At 66.6% G+C, this 17,205-nt stretch carries 15 protein-coding genes and 1 pseudogene; 11 read left to right on the plus strand and 5 right to left on the minus strand.

All coding sequences use genetic code 11. From position 1 onward, the window contains the following. Positions 1-475, plus strand: a pseudogene (locus tag VXJ37_RS06040) (HNH endonuclease signature motif containing protein); the annotation flags it as partial. Between the two features lie 171 nt (positions 476-646). Here the strand turns inward: VXJ37_RS06040 and VXJ37_RS06045 are convergent. From VXJ37_RS06045 to VXJ37_RS06055, 3 genes are all read right to left on the minus strand, one after another. Next, positions 647-1,252, minus strand: a complete 606-nt coding sequence (locus VXJ37_RS06045) for a dihydrofolate reductase family protein (RefSeq protein WP_331322160.1) — start codon at positions 1,250-1,252, stop codon at positions 647-649. Positions 1,253-1,370: 118 nt separating this feature from the next. Continuing rightward, entirely contained in the window at positions 1,371-2,696 is a 1,326-nt protein-coding gene (gene sepH / locus VXJ37_RS06050; protein ID WP_331322161.1) for a septation protein SepH, read from the minus strand. A 152-nt stretch (positions 2,697-2,848) separates the two neighbouring features. After that, positions 2,849-3,337 carry a DUF3093 domain-containing protein gene (locus tag VXJ37_RS06055; RefSeq protein ID WP_331322162.1) on the minus strand — a complete coding sequence of 163 codons (489 nt, stop codon included), beginning with the start codon at positions 3,335-3,337 and terminating at the stop codon, positions 2,849-2,851. Positions 3,338-3,452: 115 nt separating this feature from the next. Here VXJ37_RS06055 and dut point away from each other — a divergent pair, with 115 nt between their 5' ends. From dut to VXJ37_RS06075, 4 genes are all read left to right on the plus strand, one after another. Beyond that, on the plus strand, positions 3,453-3,968 hold the full coding sequence (gene dut, locus VXJ37_RS06060; protein ID WP_331322163.1) for a dUTP diphosphatase: 516 nt from the start codon (positions 3,453-3,455) through the stop codon (positions 3,966-3,968). 110 nt (positions 3,969-4,078) lie between these two features. After that, positions 4,079-4,795: a DUF3710 domain-containing protein gene (locus VXJ37_RS06065; protein WP_331322164.1), complete on the plus strand. Its 717-nt coding sequence runs from the start codon at positions 4,079-4,081 to the stop codon at positions 4,793-4,795. After that, positions 4,767-5,150 carry a hypothetical protein gene (locus VXJ37_RS06070; protein ID WP_331322165.1) on the plus strand — a complete coding sequence of 128 codons (384 nt, stop codon included), beginning with the start codon at positions 4,767-4,769 and terminating at the stop codon, positions 5,148-5,150. The genes VXJ37_RS06065 and VXJ37_RS06070 overlap by 29 nt, the downstream gene beginning before the upstream one ends. Then, a complete protein-coding gene (locus VXJ37_RS06075) occupies positions 5,147-5,914 on the plus strand; it encodes a DUF3159 domain-containing protein (protein WP_331322166.1) in 768 nt (255 codons plus the stop codon). Before VXJ37_RS06070 ends, VXJ37_RS06075 begins: the two co-directional genes overlap by 4 nt. 95 nt (positions 5,915-6,009) lie before the next feature. Here VXJ37_RS06075 and VXJ37_RS06080 read toward each other — a convergent pair whose 3' ends face one another. After that, positions 6,010-6,768, minus strand: coding sequence for a potassium channel family protein (locus VXJ37_RS06080; protein WP_331322167.1), 759 nt, complete (start codon positions 6,766-6,768; stop codon positions 6,010-6,012). Beyond that, the gene (locus VXJ37_RS06085) at positions 6,765-7,439 is read right to left on the minus strand and encodes a potassium channel family protein (protein WP_331322168.1); all 675 of its coding nucleotides are present in this window, start codon (positions 7,437-7,439) and stop codon (positions 6,765-6,767) included. The genes VXJ37_RS06080 and VXJ37_RS06085 overlap by 4 nt, the downstream gene beginning before the upstream one ends. A gap of 119 nt (positions 7,440-7,558) precedes the next feature. Here VXJ37_RS06085 and VXJ37_RS06090 point away from each other — a divergent pair, with 119 nt between their 5' ends. The 6 genes from VXJ37_RS06090 (at position 7,559) to VXJ37_RS06115 (ending at position 17,202) form a co-directional block, all read left to right on the plus strand. Beyond that, positions 7,559-9,535, plus strand: coding sequence for an APC family permease (locus VXJ37_RS06090; RefSeq protein ID WP_331322169.1), 1,977 nt, complete (start codon positions 7,559-7,561; stop codon positions 9,533-9,535). After that, positions 9,532-10,920: a class I SAM-dependent RNA methyltransferase gene (locus VXJ37_RS06095; protein ID WP_331322170.1), complete on the plus strand. Its 1,389-nt coding sequence runs from the start codon at positions 9,532-9,534 to the stop codon at positions 10,918-10,920. The genes VXJ37_RS06090 and VXJ37_RS06095 overlap by 4 nt, the downstream gene beginning before the upstream one ends. 166 nt (positions 10,921-11,086) lie before the next feature. After that, positions 11,087-13,912, plus strand: coding sequence for an aconitate hydratase (locus VXJ37_RS06100; RefSeq protein WP_331322171.1), 2,826 nt, complete (start codon positions 11,087-11,089; stop codon positions 13,910-13,912). A gap of 142 nt (positions 13,913-14,054) precedes the next feature. Continuing rightward, positions 14,055-16,028, plus strand: a complete 1,974-nt coding sequence (gene dxs, locus VXJ37_RS06105) for a 1-deoxy-D-xylulose-5-phosphate synthase (RefSeq protein ID WP_331322172.1) — start codon at positions 14,055-14,057, stop codon at positions 16,026-16,028. Next, positions 16,025-16,645: a DUF402 domain-containing protein gene (locus VXJ37_RS06110; RefSeq protein ID WP_331322173.1), complete on the plus strand. Its 621-nt coding sequence runs from the start codon at positions 16,025-16,027 to the stop codon at positions 16,643-16,645. The genes dxs and VXJ37_RS06110 overlap by 4 nt, the downstream gene beginning before the upstream one ends. Next, positions 16,642-17,202: a hypothetical protein gene (locus tag VXJ37_RS06115; RefSeq protein ID WP_331322174.1), complete on the plus strand. Its 561-nt coding sequence runs from the start codon at positions 16,642-16,644 to the stop codon at positions 17,200-17,202. The genes VXJ37_RS06110 and VXJ37_RS06115 overlap by 4 nt, the downstream gene beginning before the upstream one ends. Positions 17,203-17,205 lie beyond the last annotated feature (3 nt).

Here is a 17,205-nt window from a genome sequence, read left to right on the forward strand (position 1 = left end):
CCGGGTGTTGGTGGATCCGAGGGATGGGGCGCCGTTGGAGATCGGTAGGACACGCTACCGGGTGACCGGTGCGATGCGGGCCTGGCTGCGGTTGCGGGACGGCAAGTGTCCGTTCCCGGGGTGCAGCAACAACTCCCTGGACAACGAGGCCGACCACATCCTGGCCTGGGCGCACGGCGGGACTACCGGGATCAGCAATCTCGGACAACCGTGCCCGAAACACCACAAACTCCGCCACACCACCGGTTGGAGACCCAGCCGGGCCAGCAAGGACGAACCACCCGGCTGGACCTCACCCACCGGCCGGCACTACCAAAGTGAACACCAGGACTGGGAACCACCCCACTGGCCGGACCGACAGTGGCCGGACCGACTGTGGCCGGATGGAAGGTGGCCGGGCAGCATCGACGTCGTTCATCACCGCGGGTCCCCCTGGGAGGATGCCCTGGAACGGTTCCTCCGCGCCCACGCCTGACCGGCTTCAAGATGCTGGTAAAGACCGTTGGATGCTGCTGGAGACCTTCGGATGCCAGTGGCGAAGGCCCAGCTGGCGGGCTATCCACGTCCTCGCCGCTGGCCTGGTCGCGGCAGCCCACGTGTTCCGTTGCTCACGTGCTCCGTTGATTCGGTAGCTGTTTGCTTTGTGCTAGCCCACCCGGCGGTAGCGGATGTGGGTGGAGAGCGGCGAGTGGAGCACCTCGACGGGCTCGAAACCGAACGCTTCCGTTCCGTCAAAAATCCGTTCACCCGATCCCAGCAGGACCGGCGCAATGTCCAGGGTGAGCTCGTCGATCACACCGGCGGCCAGCGCCTGCCGAACAGTGGAGGCTCCGCCCGCAATATCCACGCCCTTGTCCCCGGCGGCCTCCACGGCTGCGGCATAGGCTTCGTCAAAGCCTCCGGTGACGAAGTGGAAAGTTGTCCCGCCCTCCATCCGGATGGGGTCGTGCGGGTGATGGGTGAGGACAAAAACCGGCGCGTGGTAAGGCGGCTCGTCGCCCCACCAGCCCTTCCAGTCCTCATCCCAGCCGCCCCGAACGGGGCCGTACATGTTCCGGCCCATCACGTAAGCTCCGCGGGGACGCATCAGCCATTCGGTGGCCGTCCTGTCGGCGTCATTGGCCCGAGGGTCCCCGATGTGCCAGCCATGCAGTTCCAGTCCACGCTTGCCCAGGGGGTTCTCACGGCTTTGGTCAGGCCCGGCGACGAAGCCGTCAAGCGACATCGACATGTGGCAGGTGGTGTCCGGCACGGCGTACCTCCCGGGTGTTTGCGCCTTGCATGGGGGCGTGGTGGTTCTGCGGATCCTAGCACCCGTGCACGGCTCTGCCTATACGCGCAGGTCCGCTGCCCGGAAGCCTTTTGGGTGACTAGTCGCTGCGGGTGCCGAAGACGATTTCATCCCAGGACGGCACGCTGGAGCGCTTCGGCCGCGCCGGACGTTCCGGCGCTCCGGTCTCCGGCAGTTGGCCTGTGGAGGGGGACGCGTCGTCCTGCTTGGCTGAGCGGCGGGGATTGCTCCCCAGCAGCTCGTCCAGCCCGGCTCCGCCGGATCCTGCCCCGCCGGATCCAGCTCCAGGCGTGGCGCCCGAGGGCTTCTGCGGGGACGCTGCGATGGTGATTTCCCTGGTGTCGGTGCTGACGCCGTCGTGAAGCCGCAACGCGTCGTCGTGGTTGTCCCGGTGTGGCGGCAGAAGGCTGAGCCTGGACAGCATGGAAGGCCTGGCATCCCGGCGCTTGATGAAGGAGTCACCCTGGTGCGCCGCGGGGGTGTCAGGCTGCTCGTCCTGCGGTTCGGGTTCCTGCGGCTCGGGCTCGGCGGGAATTTCGGACGGCCGGGGATGTGCAGCCGGCACTCCGTGCGTCAGCAGCATTGCCAGGGCGTCGTCCGAATCCTCGTCCACGCCCAGCCGCTGGCCCCGCCGCGACCGGAGCATGTCCAGCAGACCGTCCGACTCCTTGGCGGAGTCCTGGACGTGGCCCTGGCCGCCGGAGGACGCCTTGGTCGCGTCCGCGTCGGTCTCGAAATCGAAGGGGCGGTCGGAAACGGCAGTGAGCCGGCGTGCGGGAACAGGGCCGTCCAGCGGCTCGAGCTCGCTTAACTGCTGTGCCCAGCGGTTGTTGTTCTGCAGCGTCTTCCGGGCGGGGTTGAACGTCCACAGAGCCGGAGGTTCCTCCCCGATACCGGACGTTCCGCCGGTCTTGGCCTCGAAACTTGCGGAGACGGTCCATGTCCCGTCCTGGCGCCGCCATGAGTCCCATTCCACGGTGGCAGGGTCAACACCGTGGGCGGACAGGCGGTGCGCAACCATGTCCTGCAGGGTTGCGGGGTTGTCCCCGAAGGCAGAGCGGTAGATGTCGTGTCCGGGGGAGGGCGCCGCGACTTCCACTTTGCGGGCCTGCTGGGCAACGTACTCGCGTTCCGCCAGGACCGGACCCTCATAGCGCTCCACCTTGGCCAACGGCATCCCGGAGAGCTCGGCGACATCGGCGGCGGTGGCCCCGGCACGGATGCGGGCCTGGATATCCCTGGGGGACATTGGAACGGCGGCCCGTTCCTCCCGCATTTTGGCCTTGGACCGGCTGGCCGTCCTGAGTGCCTCGTCGATCGGCAGCTGGAACATCTCGCCGCCGGCCCCGCTCAACAGGAGATGCGTCCCGTCGTCGTGCACGCCTACAAGCCGTAGATCCTGCATACAAATCCTCCACCCTGGCATTACTATCAACCGAAACTCTGCCACCCGCCGGCGCGGAATTGGCTCAAGGAGCAGGGCGCGCCGTGATTTTCCGCTGGATTCCAGGGCTCAGAGGCGGTTGAAGCGCCAGGCCCCGGGGATCCGGGCAGGAGTCAGCGGCGGGTCAGGGCTGCCGTGAGCTGGTCCGGATGGCGGGTGGAGGCCAGCCAATAGGGGGTACGGTCCGCCGGGTCAGTGATCTCGATCTTCACCACGGGATCGATCCAGCCGCGGATGCACAGGTACGCCAGCCCATTCAGGCGGGTGCCCCGTTCCGCCGTCGCTTCGCCGGACGTGAACTGCTGAACGGCGCCAACGAAGCGGCGTTCGATGGTGGCCCTTCCAACCGTGAGGGCGTTCTCCGAGACCGTAATGGCAGGCGTTGACAGGACCAGGAGGACAGCGATGATGGCGAAGAGCACCAAAGCCGCCGTGTAGCCCGCCGCCATGCTGATGGGGGCGAACACCAGGATTCCTGCCGCGGAGACGCCGGCTCCGATAATCCACATCCAGGCGTTCGGCCACAGCTTCTCCCGGTAGATAACGGGTGCCCCTGTGGAGGGCGTGCTGGGAACGGAGGCGTGCGGGCTTGATTCGGGCATAGCCCAAGCTTTCCACCTTTGGCCGGGTATTTCATCTTGGTCGCGGCTGTTTGCCGGTTGGCCGGGCAACGGCTGCCTAGGAGTGATTTGGGAGCGCGGGTTAGAGTGAGTGACTGTGACTGATCATCCCGCCACGGTAGACCTTGTCCCCAATGCAGCATCATCCGCTCCTGCTCCAACCCTGCAGGTTCAGTTGAAGATGCTGGACCCGGAACTGGAAGCACCCTCCTACGCGCATCCGGGCGACGCCGGCGCGGACCTCCGTGCCCGCGAGGACGTGGTCCTGTTGCCGGGTGAGCGCAAGCTGGTCCCTACGGGAGTCGCCATCGCACTTCCGGACGGGTTCGTGGCCCTGATCCACCCCCGCTCCGGCCTGGCGACCAAGCACGGCCTCACCATCGTCAACGCTCCCGGCACCGTGGATGCGGGCTACCGGGGCGAGATCTCGGTAACCCTCCTGAACACCGACTCCTCGCAGCCGATTGAGCTGCGGCGCGGCGATAGAATTGCCCAGATGGTCATCCAGCGGGTGGAGTATGCCCAGTTCGTTCCTGTCAGCGAATTGAGCGGATCCGTGCGCGGGACGGGTGGCTTCGGCTCCACCGGCGGGTTCACCGTTCCCGGAGCCTGACACGCGCCACACAGCGTCCGCTGCCACGCCGGCATGCACGACGGCGGGCCCCCAGGGTTCCCGCCGGCAGGGTTGAGAACTGGCACACTTTCAGAATTAAGGAGTCACCCATGGTCTTTGGGTTCGGCAGGAAATCAAAGAATGACGAGCCGCCGGCAGAGCCGGCCGAAGAGCTGACGCTCGCTGAGGCCGGCGAAGACGCCGGCGCCCCGGACGCGCGCCGCGCAGGCGGCCCGTTCGACGAATCTGAGATCACCAGCCGCGACGGCTTTGTGGACCTCGGTGCCCTGCTGATCACTCCGAGCGAGGGCCTCCAGCTGCGCCTCGAAGTGGAAGAGGCAACGCAGCGGGTTGTGGCTGTGACCCTGGACCTGAACGGTTCCAGCCTCCAGCTGCAGGCCTTCGCCGCGCCCAAGACGGAGACCCTCTGGGACGAGATCCGCGAACAGATTGGCCAGTCCGTGGGCGCCCAGGGCGGCCAGGTCGAAGAGGTGGAAGGCTCGTTCGGCACCGAACTCGTGGCCAAGCTGCCGGCCGGCCTTCCGGACGGCAGCCAGGGCTACCGGGTGGCCCGGTTCATCGGCGTGGACGGGCCCCGCTGGTTCCTGCGCGGCGTCCTGGGCGGACCCGCAGCCCTGGAACGGCCCGCTGCAGAGCCGCTGGAGTCCCTGTTCCGGCAGGTCGTCGTAGTTCGCGGGGACAGCCCCATGCCGCCCCGCGACCTTCTGCAGCTGCGGCTGCCCAAGGATGCCTCGGCTGCACCTCCGCCTGCCGCGCCCACCCTGGAGGAGCCCGAACGTGGTCCCGAAATCACCCAAATCGGCTGAGTCCCCGCACCGCGGGACCCCGAAGCCGGCCGGCGCAGTAACGCCACTTGGCCACTTGCCGGACAAGGGGCGGGTCCTCTGCCAGGGCCACATTGAGTCGGTCACCTTCGTTCCTCCCGATCGGACACCCGAGTTCAGCGCCATCCTTACCGAGGACGACGCCGAACGCCCGGCCTCAGGGCCGGCCCGGCGCAGGCCGGCACGTCTTCGCGTCATCTGGCTTGGCCGGCGGCGGGTGCAGGGCATCGAAGCAGGCGCACAGATCCGCGTGGAGGGAATGCTGGCCCGCGGCAAGGACATGCCCACCCTCTTCAATCCCCGCTACGAGATACTGTCCAGCCAGGAGCATCAATGACTGCCCAAGAGCCCGACCAGCCATCCGGCGCTGCCAACCCCGCCAACGGCGGCCGGCAGCAGGCCGGCCCACAGGCCGCCGGGCAGCCTACGGTGGCAGGGCTCGCAGCCGAATACGCCGCCAAGGCCGGGCTGCACCGCACCCATGACGGCCGGGTGGACGTCCTGCGCAGCGCCGGGGGAGTGCAGGGCATTGCCGAAAGCATCGTTCCGGGACTCGTGTTCCTGGTGGCCTTCACCATCACCCGCGAACTCACGCTGTCACTGGTGGCGGCCTTGGCCTCGGCTGCGGTCTTCACCGTTGTCCGCCTTGTGCAGCGTCGTCCACTGACCCAGGCGCTGGCCGGTGTGGCGGGCGTCGGCATTTCGGCATGGCTGGCCAACACCACCGGCAAGGCCGAGGACTTCTACCTGCCCGGCTTCTTCACCAACGCCGCGTACATCCTGGCGATGGTGGTGTCCATTGCCCTTAAATGGCCGGTGGCCGGGCTGCTCTTCGGCTTCATCCGCAACGAGGGCCTGGACTGGCGCAAGGAACCGGACCGGGTCAAGGCCTACCGGCTGGGAACCTGGATCATCGTCGCGGTCCTGGCGCTCCGGCTCGTCGTGCAGGTGCCCCTCTACCTGATGGGCACTGACGGCCTGGCCGCCCTCGCCACCACGCGCCTCATCATGGGCGCGCCCCTGTACATCCTGGGTATCTGGGTCGCGTGGCTGGTCACGCGGCCGGCCAGGGCTGAACCTGAGACAGATTCCGCCCCCTGACGCAGCAGCCTCCCGCGACCCAAGCACCGGACGCCCGGGCCCTGGGGTCCACGCACCCGGGCCCAAGCACCCTCGGTTAGGGCGCGGCGGCTGACCTAGCCGTCGAAGCCGTCGTCGTCCGCTGCATGCCCGTGGGCTCCGGAAACGGCAGGCAGGCCGCCGGCCTCCGGCTGTTGCCCGCTGTCGATGCTCCCCGGCGCGGAAGAGAGCAGCTCCCGCAGTCCGTCCTCGGCAGCGATGGTGGTCACGAAGAAAAGTTCGTCCCCGCCGTCGATCACGTCGTCCCGGCTGGGCGTGATGGGTGCCTGGTCCCTAAGGATGGCCACCAGCGTGGCGTCCTCCGGCCAGTGGATGTCCCCGACAGTCATGCCGATGACGTGGGAGTCGTGGGGAACGGTAAATTCCACCAGCGACGCCACCCCGGTCTGGAGCGTCAGCAACCGGACCAGGTCGCCGATCTCCACTGCTTCCTCCACCAGGGCGGTCATCAGCTGCGGGGTATTGACGGCGACGTCGACGCCCCAGGAGTCATTGAACATCCAGTCGTTCTTCGGGTTGTTGACCCGCCCCACGGTGCGGCCAACGCCGAACTCGGTTTTCGCGAGCAGGGACACCACCAGGTTGACCTTGTCATCGCCGGTTGCGGACACCACCACGTCGGCGTCCTCCACCTTGGCGCCCTGCAGCGTGGAGAGCTCGCAGGCGTCGCCCACCAGCCAGTGGGCCCCCCGGAGGCCGCTGCGGCCAATCACCTCCGGCTTGAGGTCGATCAGGAGGATCTCATGCTTGTGCGCCAGCAGTTCGCGGGCGATGGACGATCCGACGCTGCCGGCGCCGACGATAACGACTTTCACTGGTACTCCTTGGCAGGGGCTTTGGCGAGGATCTGCGCGATCTGGGCGCTCCGGTCCACCTGAAGCATGGCGTGCACGGTGTCCCCGTCCTGGTACGCGGTTCCCGCGTCAGGCAACAGGCCCTCGCCGAAGCGGGTGACGTAGGCCACGCGGACGTCGGCGGCCTTTTCGATGCTGCTGATCCGGTGCCCGATCCAGCCGGCGTCCAGGTCCAGTTCGGCCAGGACCAGCCGGCCGGACGGCTCGCGGAAGTCGCCGGCAAGGTGCTGTTCGGGAAGGATGCGGCGCAGCACCTGGTCCGCGCTCCAGCGGACAGCAGCCACCGTGGGGATGCCCAGGCGCTGGTAGATCTCGGCGCGGCCCGGGTCGTAGATGCGGGCCACCACGTGCGGGACGTGGAAGGTTTCGCGGGCAACGCGTGTGGCCAGGATGTTTGAGTTGTCACCGCTGGACACGGCAGCGAAAGCATAGGCCTCACTGACCCCGGCCTGCTTGAGGGTGTCCCGGTCAAAGCCGATGCCGGTGACCTTCCTGCCGGTGAAGCCCTGGCGGAGCCGGCGGAAGGCACGGTCGTCCTGGTCGATGATGGCCACGGAATGCCCGGCATCCTCCAGCGTGTGCGCCAGTGTTGCCCCCACCCGGCCACATCCCATGATCACGAAATGCGCCACCGTATCTCCTCTTGTATCTGCGTCACGAACGTGCAGCTAGAACTCTACCGGTACGGCACTGGTGCGGCCTGGCGGGCGCCCGTCATGACATCCTCCGCGAATCAGACTAGCTTTGTGGGGTGTTGACAATACTGAACGCCGTCAAACGCGTGCTGGTGGGCAGGCCCTTCCGGAATGACCGGCTCTCCCATACCCTGCTCCCCAAGAAGATCGCCCTCCCGATTTTCGCGTCCGATGCCCTGTCATCCGTGGCCTACGCGCCCGATGAGATCCTGCTGACCCTGGCCCTGGCCGGGGTCAGTGCCGTGACCGTCTCACCGCTGGTGGGCCTGGCCGTGATGGTGGTGCTGCTGACCGTTGTGGCGTCCTACCGGCAGAACGTGCACGCCTATCCTTCAGGCGGCGGCGACTACGAGATCGCCAACGAGAACATGGGGAAGTTTGCCGGCCTCACGGTCGCATCGGCCCTCCTCGTGGACTACGTGCTGACAGTGGCCGTATCCATGTCCTCGGCCGCCGCCTACCTCACCACCGCCGTACCCTCACTGCACGGTGAGCAGGCCGTCATAGCGACCATCGGCGTCGTCATCCTTGCGCTGGTGAACCTGCGCGGCATCAAGGAAGCGGGAAGCGTCTTCGCTGTCCCCACGTACATCTTCATGGCATCCATCCTGGGCATGACCGCGGTGGGCATGTTCCAGGCCGCCACCGGACAACTGGGCCAGGCGCCATCGGCGGCCTTCACCATTGTCCCGGCGGAGGGCTTCGACCAGGGCCTGGTGGGCCTCACCGGCGCCTTCCTGCTGCTGCGGGCGTTCTCCTCCGGTGCCGCCGCACTTACCGGCGTGGAAGCCATCAGCAACGGCGTCCCCAACTTCCGGCCGCCCAAGAGCAAGAACGCGGCCACCACACTGCTGCTGCTCGGCGTCATCGGCGCGGCGATGCTGGCCGGCATCATCTACCTGGCCAACGCCACCAAGGTCCACATCGTGCTGGACCCCGCCAAGGAATTCCTGCTGAACGGGAATCCGCTGCCTGAGGGCTACATCCAGAACCCGGCCATCAGCCAGATCGCGCAGACCATTTTCGGGGAAGGCTCCATTCCCTTCTATGTCGTGGTGGCTGCCACCGGCGTCATCCTGGTGTTCGCATCCAACACCGCCTTCAATGGTTTCCCGGTCCTGGGTTCCATCCTTGCCCAGGACGGCTACCTGCCCCGGCAGCTCAGGACCCGCGGTGACCGCCTGGCGTTCAGCAACGGCGTGCTCGCCCTCGCTGCGGGCGCTCTGGTGCTGATCATTTCCTTCAACGCGGACGTCACCAAGCTCATCCAGCTTTACATCGTGGGTGTCTTCATCTCCTTCACGCTGAGCCAGCTGGGCATGATCCGGCACTGGGGCCGCGAACTGAAACTCGCCAAGGACAAGGCCGTCCGGCGGCGGATGATGAAGTCCCGCACCATCAACACCATTGGCTTCGGCATGACGGGCCTGGTGCTGGTGATCGTCCTGATCACCAAGTTCGAGCAGGGCGCCTGGATCGCGCTGCTGGCCATGTTCATCCTGTTCCTGATCATGTGGAGCATCCGGGCGCACTACGACAACGTTGCCAAGGAACTTGCCGTGGACGAGGACTCCTCGCCGCGCGCCCTGCCCACCCGCGTACACGCCGTGCTGTTGGTGTCCCATGTTCGCAAGCCCGTGCTACGGGCCCTTGCCTACGCCCGCGCATCCCGTCCTTCCCGGCTGGATGCCATCACCGTGGACATCGATCCGGAGGAAACGGCCCACACGATTACCGACTGGGAAAAGCTTGAGATCCCGGTTCCGCTGACCGTCCTGGCGAGCCCCTACCGCGAGACCGTGACGCCCATCATGGAATACGTCAAGCAGATGCGGCTAGACTCCCCGCGGGACCTCATCGTCGTGTACATCCCCGAGTACGTGGTGGGCAAGTGGTGGGAGCAGCTGGTGCACAACCAGACCGCGCTGCGCATCAAGACCCGCCTGCACTTCGAACCGGGTGTCATGGTGGCCAGTGTGCCGTGGCAGCTGAAGTCATCCGAAGAAGCCAAGAACCTCCAGGACGTCCAGTGACCGCAAGAACCTCCACCACCGCGGTGCCGGCAACCGATGAAACGGGCCACGCCGGAGAGGAGGCCGTGCTCGACGTCGGGCCCGTAGCCCACGGCGGGCACTGCGTTGCGCGCCACGAGGGCCGCGTGGTCTTTGTCCGGCACGCCATTCCGGGGGAGAAGGTCCGGGTCCGCCTGACCGACGCGGGCGACGACGCAAAGTTCTGGCGGGCGGACGTCATCGAGGTGCTTGAGGCGTCCCCGGACCGGGTGGAGCATTTTTGGCGCGCGGCTGATTCCCTGCGCGCCTGGGCCCACGGCCACCCGCCCGTGGGCGGTGCGGAGTTCGGCCACATCACCCTTGCCCGGCAGCGGAGCCTGAAGGCGGAGGTCCTGGCTGAGCAGCTCACCCGGCTTGCCGGCCTGGAGGACGTGCCGTCCGTGTGGACCGGCAGCGTGGAGGCTGTGGGGGAAGGGCACGACGGCGGCACGGGCCTTGGATGGCGCACGCGGGCAAGCTTTTCGGTCACGCCCGGCGGGAAGCTGGGAATGCACGCCCACCGGTCCCACCACATCGTCCCCGTGCAGGAGATGCCCCTGGCAAGCGAGGCGATCAATGGGCTGCGCCTGTGGGACCTGGACTTGCAGGGCGTCGAGCGGGTGGAGGTGGCGGCGCCGGCCAACGGCTCCAGGCCGCTGGTCCTGCTGGCACCTGCGCCGGGAACCAAGGAGAAGAGGTTGCGGGCCGTCGCCGCGGACGTCCGGGGCGACGCTTCCGTCGCCGCTTTCGATCCGCTATCCGGAGAGGTAACCCAACTGCGGGGACGCACGTGGGTGCAGGAATCGGCCGCGGGACATGAGTACCGGGTGACCGGCGAGGGCTTCTGGCAGATCCACCGCGACGCGCCCGGGACCCTTGTGGGGGCTGTCACAGAATTCCTGAAGCACGGGGACTTCCTCCACGCCGGCGCTGTGGTTGCCGATCTTTACGCAGGCGCCGGACTCTTCACCGGTGTCCTGGCCGATGCAGTGGGGGAGACAGGGTCCGTGCTTTCGGTCGAGGGAGCCCCAGGCACCAGCCGCGACGCCCGGAAGAACCTGCATTCGGCACCGCAGGTGGAGGTTGTCCAGGGCCGCGTTGAGCGGGTCCTGCGCCAGAAGCCGCGGAATTTCGACGCGATTGTCCTCGACCCGCCGCGGGCGGGAGCGGGCAAGGCCGTCGTGGGCCAACTCGTCTCGTCGCAGCCCCGCGCGGTCGCCTACGTGTCCTGTGACCCGGCGTCGTTCGCCCGTGACCTGGGTTACTTCCGCCGCTCCGGCTGGGAACTGGCAGGACTGCGCGCCTTCGACCTGTACCCCCACACGCACCACCTCGAGACGGTGGCGCTGCTGACGCCGGGTCCATGATCCCGGCCGTGTTTTGGACTACGATGGCCGTAGTAGTCCCACGTCGCGCCCGAATTCTCGGCCGGCCGTGTGCAATTTTCGGGCCCTGGAAACTACTTAGGGCCTCCTAACTAGCAGGCGGTCAACCGCGCGACAAAGATGAAACTGTTGCGAGAGGAGTCCTGCGATGAGCACTGTGGACAGCTTCGGTTCAAAAGGCAAACTTAATGTAGCCGGAACCGAATACGAAATTTTCCGGTTGAACTCCGTTGAAGGTGCAGAAAACCTTCCGTTCAGCCTCAAGGTATTGCTTGAAAACCTGTTGAGGACCGAGGACGGCGCGAACATCACTGCCGATCACGTTCGCGCTTTGGCAGGCTGGGATCCCAATGCGGAGCCCGATACAGAAATCCAGTTCACGCCGGCACGCGTGATCATGCAGGACTTCACTGGCGTTCCCTGCGTGGTCGACCTCGCCACCATGCGTGAGGCAGTCAAGGACCTGGGCGGCGACCCCAAGCGGGTCAACCCGCTGGCACCGGCCGAAATGGTCATCGACCACTCCGTCCAGATCGATGCCTTCGGCAACGCCGGCGCGCTCGAGCGCAACATGGAGATCGAGTACCAGCGCAACGGTGAGCGCTACCAGTTCCTGCGCTGGGGCCAGACCGCATTCGATGATTTCAAGGTTGTCCCCCCGGGAACCGGCATCGTGCACCAGGTCAACATCGAGTACCTGGCCCGCACCGTCATGACCCGCGAAGTGGACGGTGCCCTGCGCGCCTACCCTGACACCTGCGTGGGCACCGACTCGCACACCACCATGGTCAACGGTCTCGGCGTGCTCGGCTGGGGCGTGGGCGGCATCGAAGCCGAGGCAGCAATGCTCGGCCAGCCCGTCTCCATGCTCATCCCGCGCGTCGTCGGCTTCAAGCTCAGTGGCAGCATCCCCGCTGGCGCCACCGCCACCGACGTGGTGCTCACCATCACCGAAATGCTCCGCAAGCACGGCGTAGTGGGCAAGTTCGTCGAATTCTATGGCGAAGGCGTTGCCGAGGTTCCGCTGGCCAACCGCGCGACCATCGGCAATATGAGCCCTGAATTCGGTTCCACCGCCGCGATGTTCCCCATAGACGACGTCACCCTGGACTACCTGCGCCTCACCGGCCGGTCCGACCAGAACGTCGCCCTGGTGGAGTCCTACGCCAAGGAGCAGGGCCTCTGGCACGACGCCTCCCGCGAGATCAAGTTCTCCGAGTACCTGGAACTGGACCTGTCCACCGTTGTCCCGTCCATCGCCGGCCCCAAGCGTCCCCAGGACCGCATCGAGCTGACCGAGGCCAAGGACGAGTTCCGCCACGACCTCAAGAACTACGTCTCCCACGACGCCAACGCAGGTACCCTGGACGAATCACTCGAAGAGACCTTCCCGGCCTCCGATGCCCCGTCCTTCACCACCGGCGCAACCCACGTCTCCGATACCGACCGCGAACCGCCGAAGTATTCGGCAGCGCACGGTGGCGCAGGCCGGATCACCAGCCCGGTGCCCGTGAAGATGGCTGACGGCCGCGAGTTCGAACTGGACCATGGTGCAGTCACCATTGCATCCATCACGTCCTGCACCAACACGTCCAACCCGTCGGTCATGCTGGCCGCCGCCGTGCTGGCCCGCAACGCCGTCGAAAAGGGCCTCACCGCCAAGCCGTGGGTCAAGACCTCCGTGGCACCGGGCTCCAAGGTTGTCACTGACTACTACGAGAAGTCCGGCCTCACCCCCTACCTGGAGAAGCTCGGCTTCTACATCGTCGGCTACGGCTGCGCCACCTGCATCGGCAACTCCGGTCCGCTCGAAGCAGAGATCTCCGAGGCCATCCAGGCCAACGACCTCGCCGTAACCGCCGTCCTGTCCGGCAACCGCAACTTCGAAGGCCGGATCAACCCGGACGTCAAGATGAACTACCTGGCTTCTCCGCCGCTGGTCATCGCCTACGCCCTGGCCGGTTCCATGGACTTCGACTTCGAATCCGACCCGCTCGGCAAGGACGAGGCCGGCAACGACGTCTTCCTGAAGGACATCTGGCCCAACCCGGTCGAGGTCCAGCAGGTCATCGATTCCTCAATCGACAAGGACATGTTCGCCAAGGGCTACGAGGGCGTCTTTGACGGCGACGACCGCTGGAAGGCACTGGACACCCCCGCCGGCGACACCTTCGCCTGGGACGAGAAGTCCACCTACGTCCGGAAGCCCCCGTACTTCGAGGGCATGCAGGCCAAGCCGGAACCGGTCACGGACATCAGCGGCGCCCGCGTCCTGCTGAAACTTGGCGACTCCGTCACCACCGACCACATCTCCCCGGCCGGTTCGTTCAAGTCCGACACCCCCGCCGGCCAGTACCTGCTGGCCAACGGCGTGGAGCGCAAGGACTTCAACTCCTACGGCTCGCGCCGTGGCAACCACGAAGTGATGATCCGCGGCACGTTCGCGAACATCCGCATCAAGAACCAGCTCCTGGACGGCGTTGAAGGCGGCTTCACCCGCGACTTCACCCAGGCGGACGGCCCCCAGGCCTACGTCTACGACGCCGCCCAGAACTACCAGGCAGCCGGCACCCCGCTGGTGATCCTGGCAGGCAAGGAGTACGGTTCCGGTTCGTCCCGCGACTGGGCCGCCAAGGGCACCGCGCTGCTGGGCGTCAAGGCCGTCATCGCCGAGAGCTACGAGCGCATCCACCGCTCCAACCTGATCGGCATGGGCGTCCTCCCGCTGCAGTTCCCGGCCGGCGAGAACGCCGCCAGCCTGGGCCTGACCGGCACGGAAACCTTCTCGGTTGAGGGCGTCACCGCCCTGAACGAGGGCACCACGCCCAAGACCCTGAAGGTCACGGCCACCGCCGAGGACGGCTCCTCGAAGTCGTTCGACGCCGTCCTGCGCATCGATACCCCGGGTGAAGCGGACTACTACCGCAACGGCGGCATCCTGCAGTACGTCCTGCGCCAGATCTCCGCGAACTAGCAGGCTCTGCCAGCAGGCAGCATCCTCCCGAAGCCCCGGCCGGTCACGGACCAGCCGGGGCTTCGGCTTTTCAGCCACGTCCGGCCCCGCGGACCGAGGCGTTAGAGTTAAACGGCACGTCTACCACCCGAAGGAGGGGTCATTGGGAATCTTGGACAAAATCCGGAATCCGCAGGACCTGAACGAGTTGACCGAGGAGCAGCTGGATCAGCTGGCCTCGGAGATCAGGGAGTTCCTGATCACGAACGTCTCCCAGACGGGCGGCCACCTCGGACCCAACCTCGGCGTCGTGGAACTGACGCTGGCCGTGCACCGCATTTTCGAATCGCCCCGTGACAGCATCGTCTTCGACACGGGCCACCAGTCCTACGTCCACAAGCTGCTCACCGGGCGCCAGGACTTCAGCACCCTCCGGCAGCAGGGTGGTCTCTCCGGCTACCCCGACCGCGCGGAGTCGGAGCACGACATCGTCGAAAGCTCCCATGCCTCCTCCTCCCTTTCCTGGGCCGACGGCATCTCCCGTGCCCGCCGGCTGACGGGTGAAGGGGACCGGCACGTGGTCGCGATTGTGGGCGACGGTGCCCTCACCGGTGGAATGGCCTGGGAAGCCATCAACAACATCGCAGCGGACAAGAAACGCCGCGTGGTCATCGTCGTCAATGACAACGGCCGGTCCTACGCCCCCACTGTGGGCGGATTCGCCGACTATCTCGCTTCGCTGCGCCCCACCATCGACTCCTTCCGCGCCGCCCCCGCCTATGAAGGTGCCCTGGACTGGTGGAAGAAGAGGCTGCAGAACGGCGGCCCGCTGGGCCAGTTCACCTACAAGAGCCTGCATGCCATGAAGAAGGGCATCAAGGACTGGTGGGCTCCCCAGGGCATGTTCGAGGACCTGGGCATGAAGTACATCGGACCCGTGGACGGCCACAACCTCCAGGCCATGGAGCACGCCCTGTCCACCGCCAAGAACTACGGCGGCCCGGTCATCGTCCACGCCATGACGGAGAAGGGCCACGGCTACGCGCCGGCCCGCGCCCATGAAGCCGACCAGTTCCACGCCGTCGGCATCATCGACCCCGAGACCGGTGAACCGACCGGCTCAGGCGGCGCGCAGTCGTGGACGTCCGTCTTTGCGGACGAGATCGCCGCAATTGCCGATGAACGCGACGACATCGTCGGCATCACCGGTGCAATGCTGATCCCGGTGGGGCTGCACAAGTTCGCAGCCAAGCACCCGCAGCGCGTCATCGACGTCGGCATCGCCGAACAGCACGCGCTCACCGCAGCCGCGGGCATGGCCTTCGGTGGCCTGCACCCCGTGGTGGCCGTCTACGCCACCTTCCTGAACCGGGCCTTCGACCAACTGCTCATGGACGTCGCCCTCCACAAGGCCGGCGTCACCATCGTCCTGGACCGGGCCGGCGTCACTGGCCCGGACGGCGCCAGCCACCACGGCATGTGGGACATGGCCATGGTCCAGATCGTACCCGGCCTGCACCTTGCCGCCCCGCGTGATGCCACCCGGCTCCGCGAGGAACTGCGCGAGGCGGTGGCCATCAGCGATGCCCCCAGCGTGGTCCGCTACTCCAAGGGATCCGTCGGCCCCGAAGTTGAGGCCCTCGAACGGCTGAGCGATGGCGTGGACGTCCTCGCCCGCCGTCCCTCCGGCTCCACTGAAAACGACGTGCTCATCGTCAGCGTCGGAGCGATGTCCGAACTGGCCCTTGACGTGTCCGACAGGCTCGGTGCGCAGGGCATCAGCACCACCGTGGTGGACCCGCGGTGGGTCCTCCCTGTCCGCCGCTCCATCATCGCGCTGGCCTCGCACCACCGGCTGGTGGTCTGCATCGAAGACGGCGTGCGTGCCGGCGGCGTTGGCTCGCGCATCCGGCAGGAGATGCGCGCCGCAGGCGTGGACACCGCCCTGAACGAGGTGGGGCTGCCCGTCGAGTTCCTGGATCACGGCACCCGCAACCAGGTGCTGGAGCGGGTGGGACTGACCGCGCAGCAGATTACGTACGACGTCGTGGCGCAGGTTTTGGGAACAAAGGTCCCCTTTGCGCGGCCCTTGCCGGGGCAGCAGCACCCCACCACCGGCAGCCTTCCGATCCTGTGAGGGACGAAGACGAACTGAAGTACCCCGGCCCTGCGGGGGAATCCGGACCGGTTCTGCACACCACCACCACGCGCGTCCCCAACGGGCTGCAGCCGGGCCAGCTGGTGGTCTCCCGCAACAGGAAGTGGAATGGCAAGGCCCACTGGGTGGTGCCCGGGCGGTACCTGGGCGAGGACCGGCATGGGTGGTGGATCTTCCAGGGCACCAACGAGTTCTGCTCCCGCCCCGGCGCCGCCTTCTACACGCGCTCGGACGCCGTCCTCCTGGTGCCCCGCCAGGGAGACTGGGTAGCGACGTTCTACGACTCGGCGCATCCGGCCGGCGTGCGGGTCTACATCGACCTCGCTGTCGGGCACGAGTGGACCCACATCCGGCCCACTGTTACCGAGTTCCACGTGATCGATATGGACCTGGACGTCATCCGGACCGCCGCCCGGGGCGTCTTCATCGATGACCAGGACGAATTCGCGGAGCACAGCGTCTCGATGCACTACCCGGAACGGCTGATCCAGGACATCCAGGCCGCCGCGGACGATCTTTTCCATGCAGTGACGGCGCAGCAAGCGCCCTTCGACGGCACCGACGTTGAGTGGTTTACCAAAGGACGCAATATATGAGCGGCATAGTCAGGGTCTACAAGCGCGACGACGAGGGCGCCCTCCAGTTCCGGGAGGCGTGGTTCGACGAGGACTACTCCCAGTTCGTCATGAACTTCGGTGCCGTGGGGCACCAGAGCAAGACCGAAGAGACGGACGTCCCCGATGCCGCTGCTGCCGAGGGCCTGCTGGACGCCTTCGCCGCACAGTGCGCCGAGGACGGATTCGCCGAAATTCCGGCCGAAGAGCAGTTCTGGGTGGTGGCCCAGTTCGCGCTCAAGACCAGGGAAGGCACCGACCGGGACCGCTACCTGGAGCAAAAGGCCAAGGACGCCCTGATCAGCCACTTGGCGTGGCGCGGCCTGGGGACCGTGGAGCGCTCGGAGTTCACCGACTACATGCTGAACATCTTCTGCCTGTGCCCGGACGTGAACAAGGCAGTCAACGCCATCAAGGTCTGCATCCGCGGTGAGGACCTGGACTTCACCAAGCTCAGCATCGGTGCCGCGCCGCACAGTGACCCGGACCGCTACAAACTCAAGCACTCAGCCAAGCCCGCCAGCAGCTTCAGCCTTTAGGAG

The sequence above is a fragment of the Pseudarthrobacter phenanthrenivorans genome (assembly GCF_036455295.1).
Classification (GTDB): domain Bacteria; phylum Actinomycetota; class Actinomycetes; order Actinomycetales; family Micrococcaceae; genus Arthrobacter; species Arthrobacter phenanthrenivorans_C.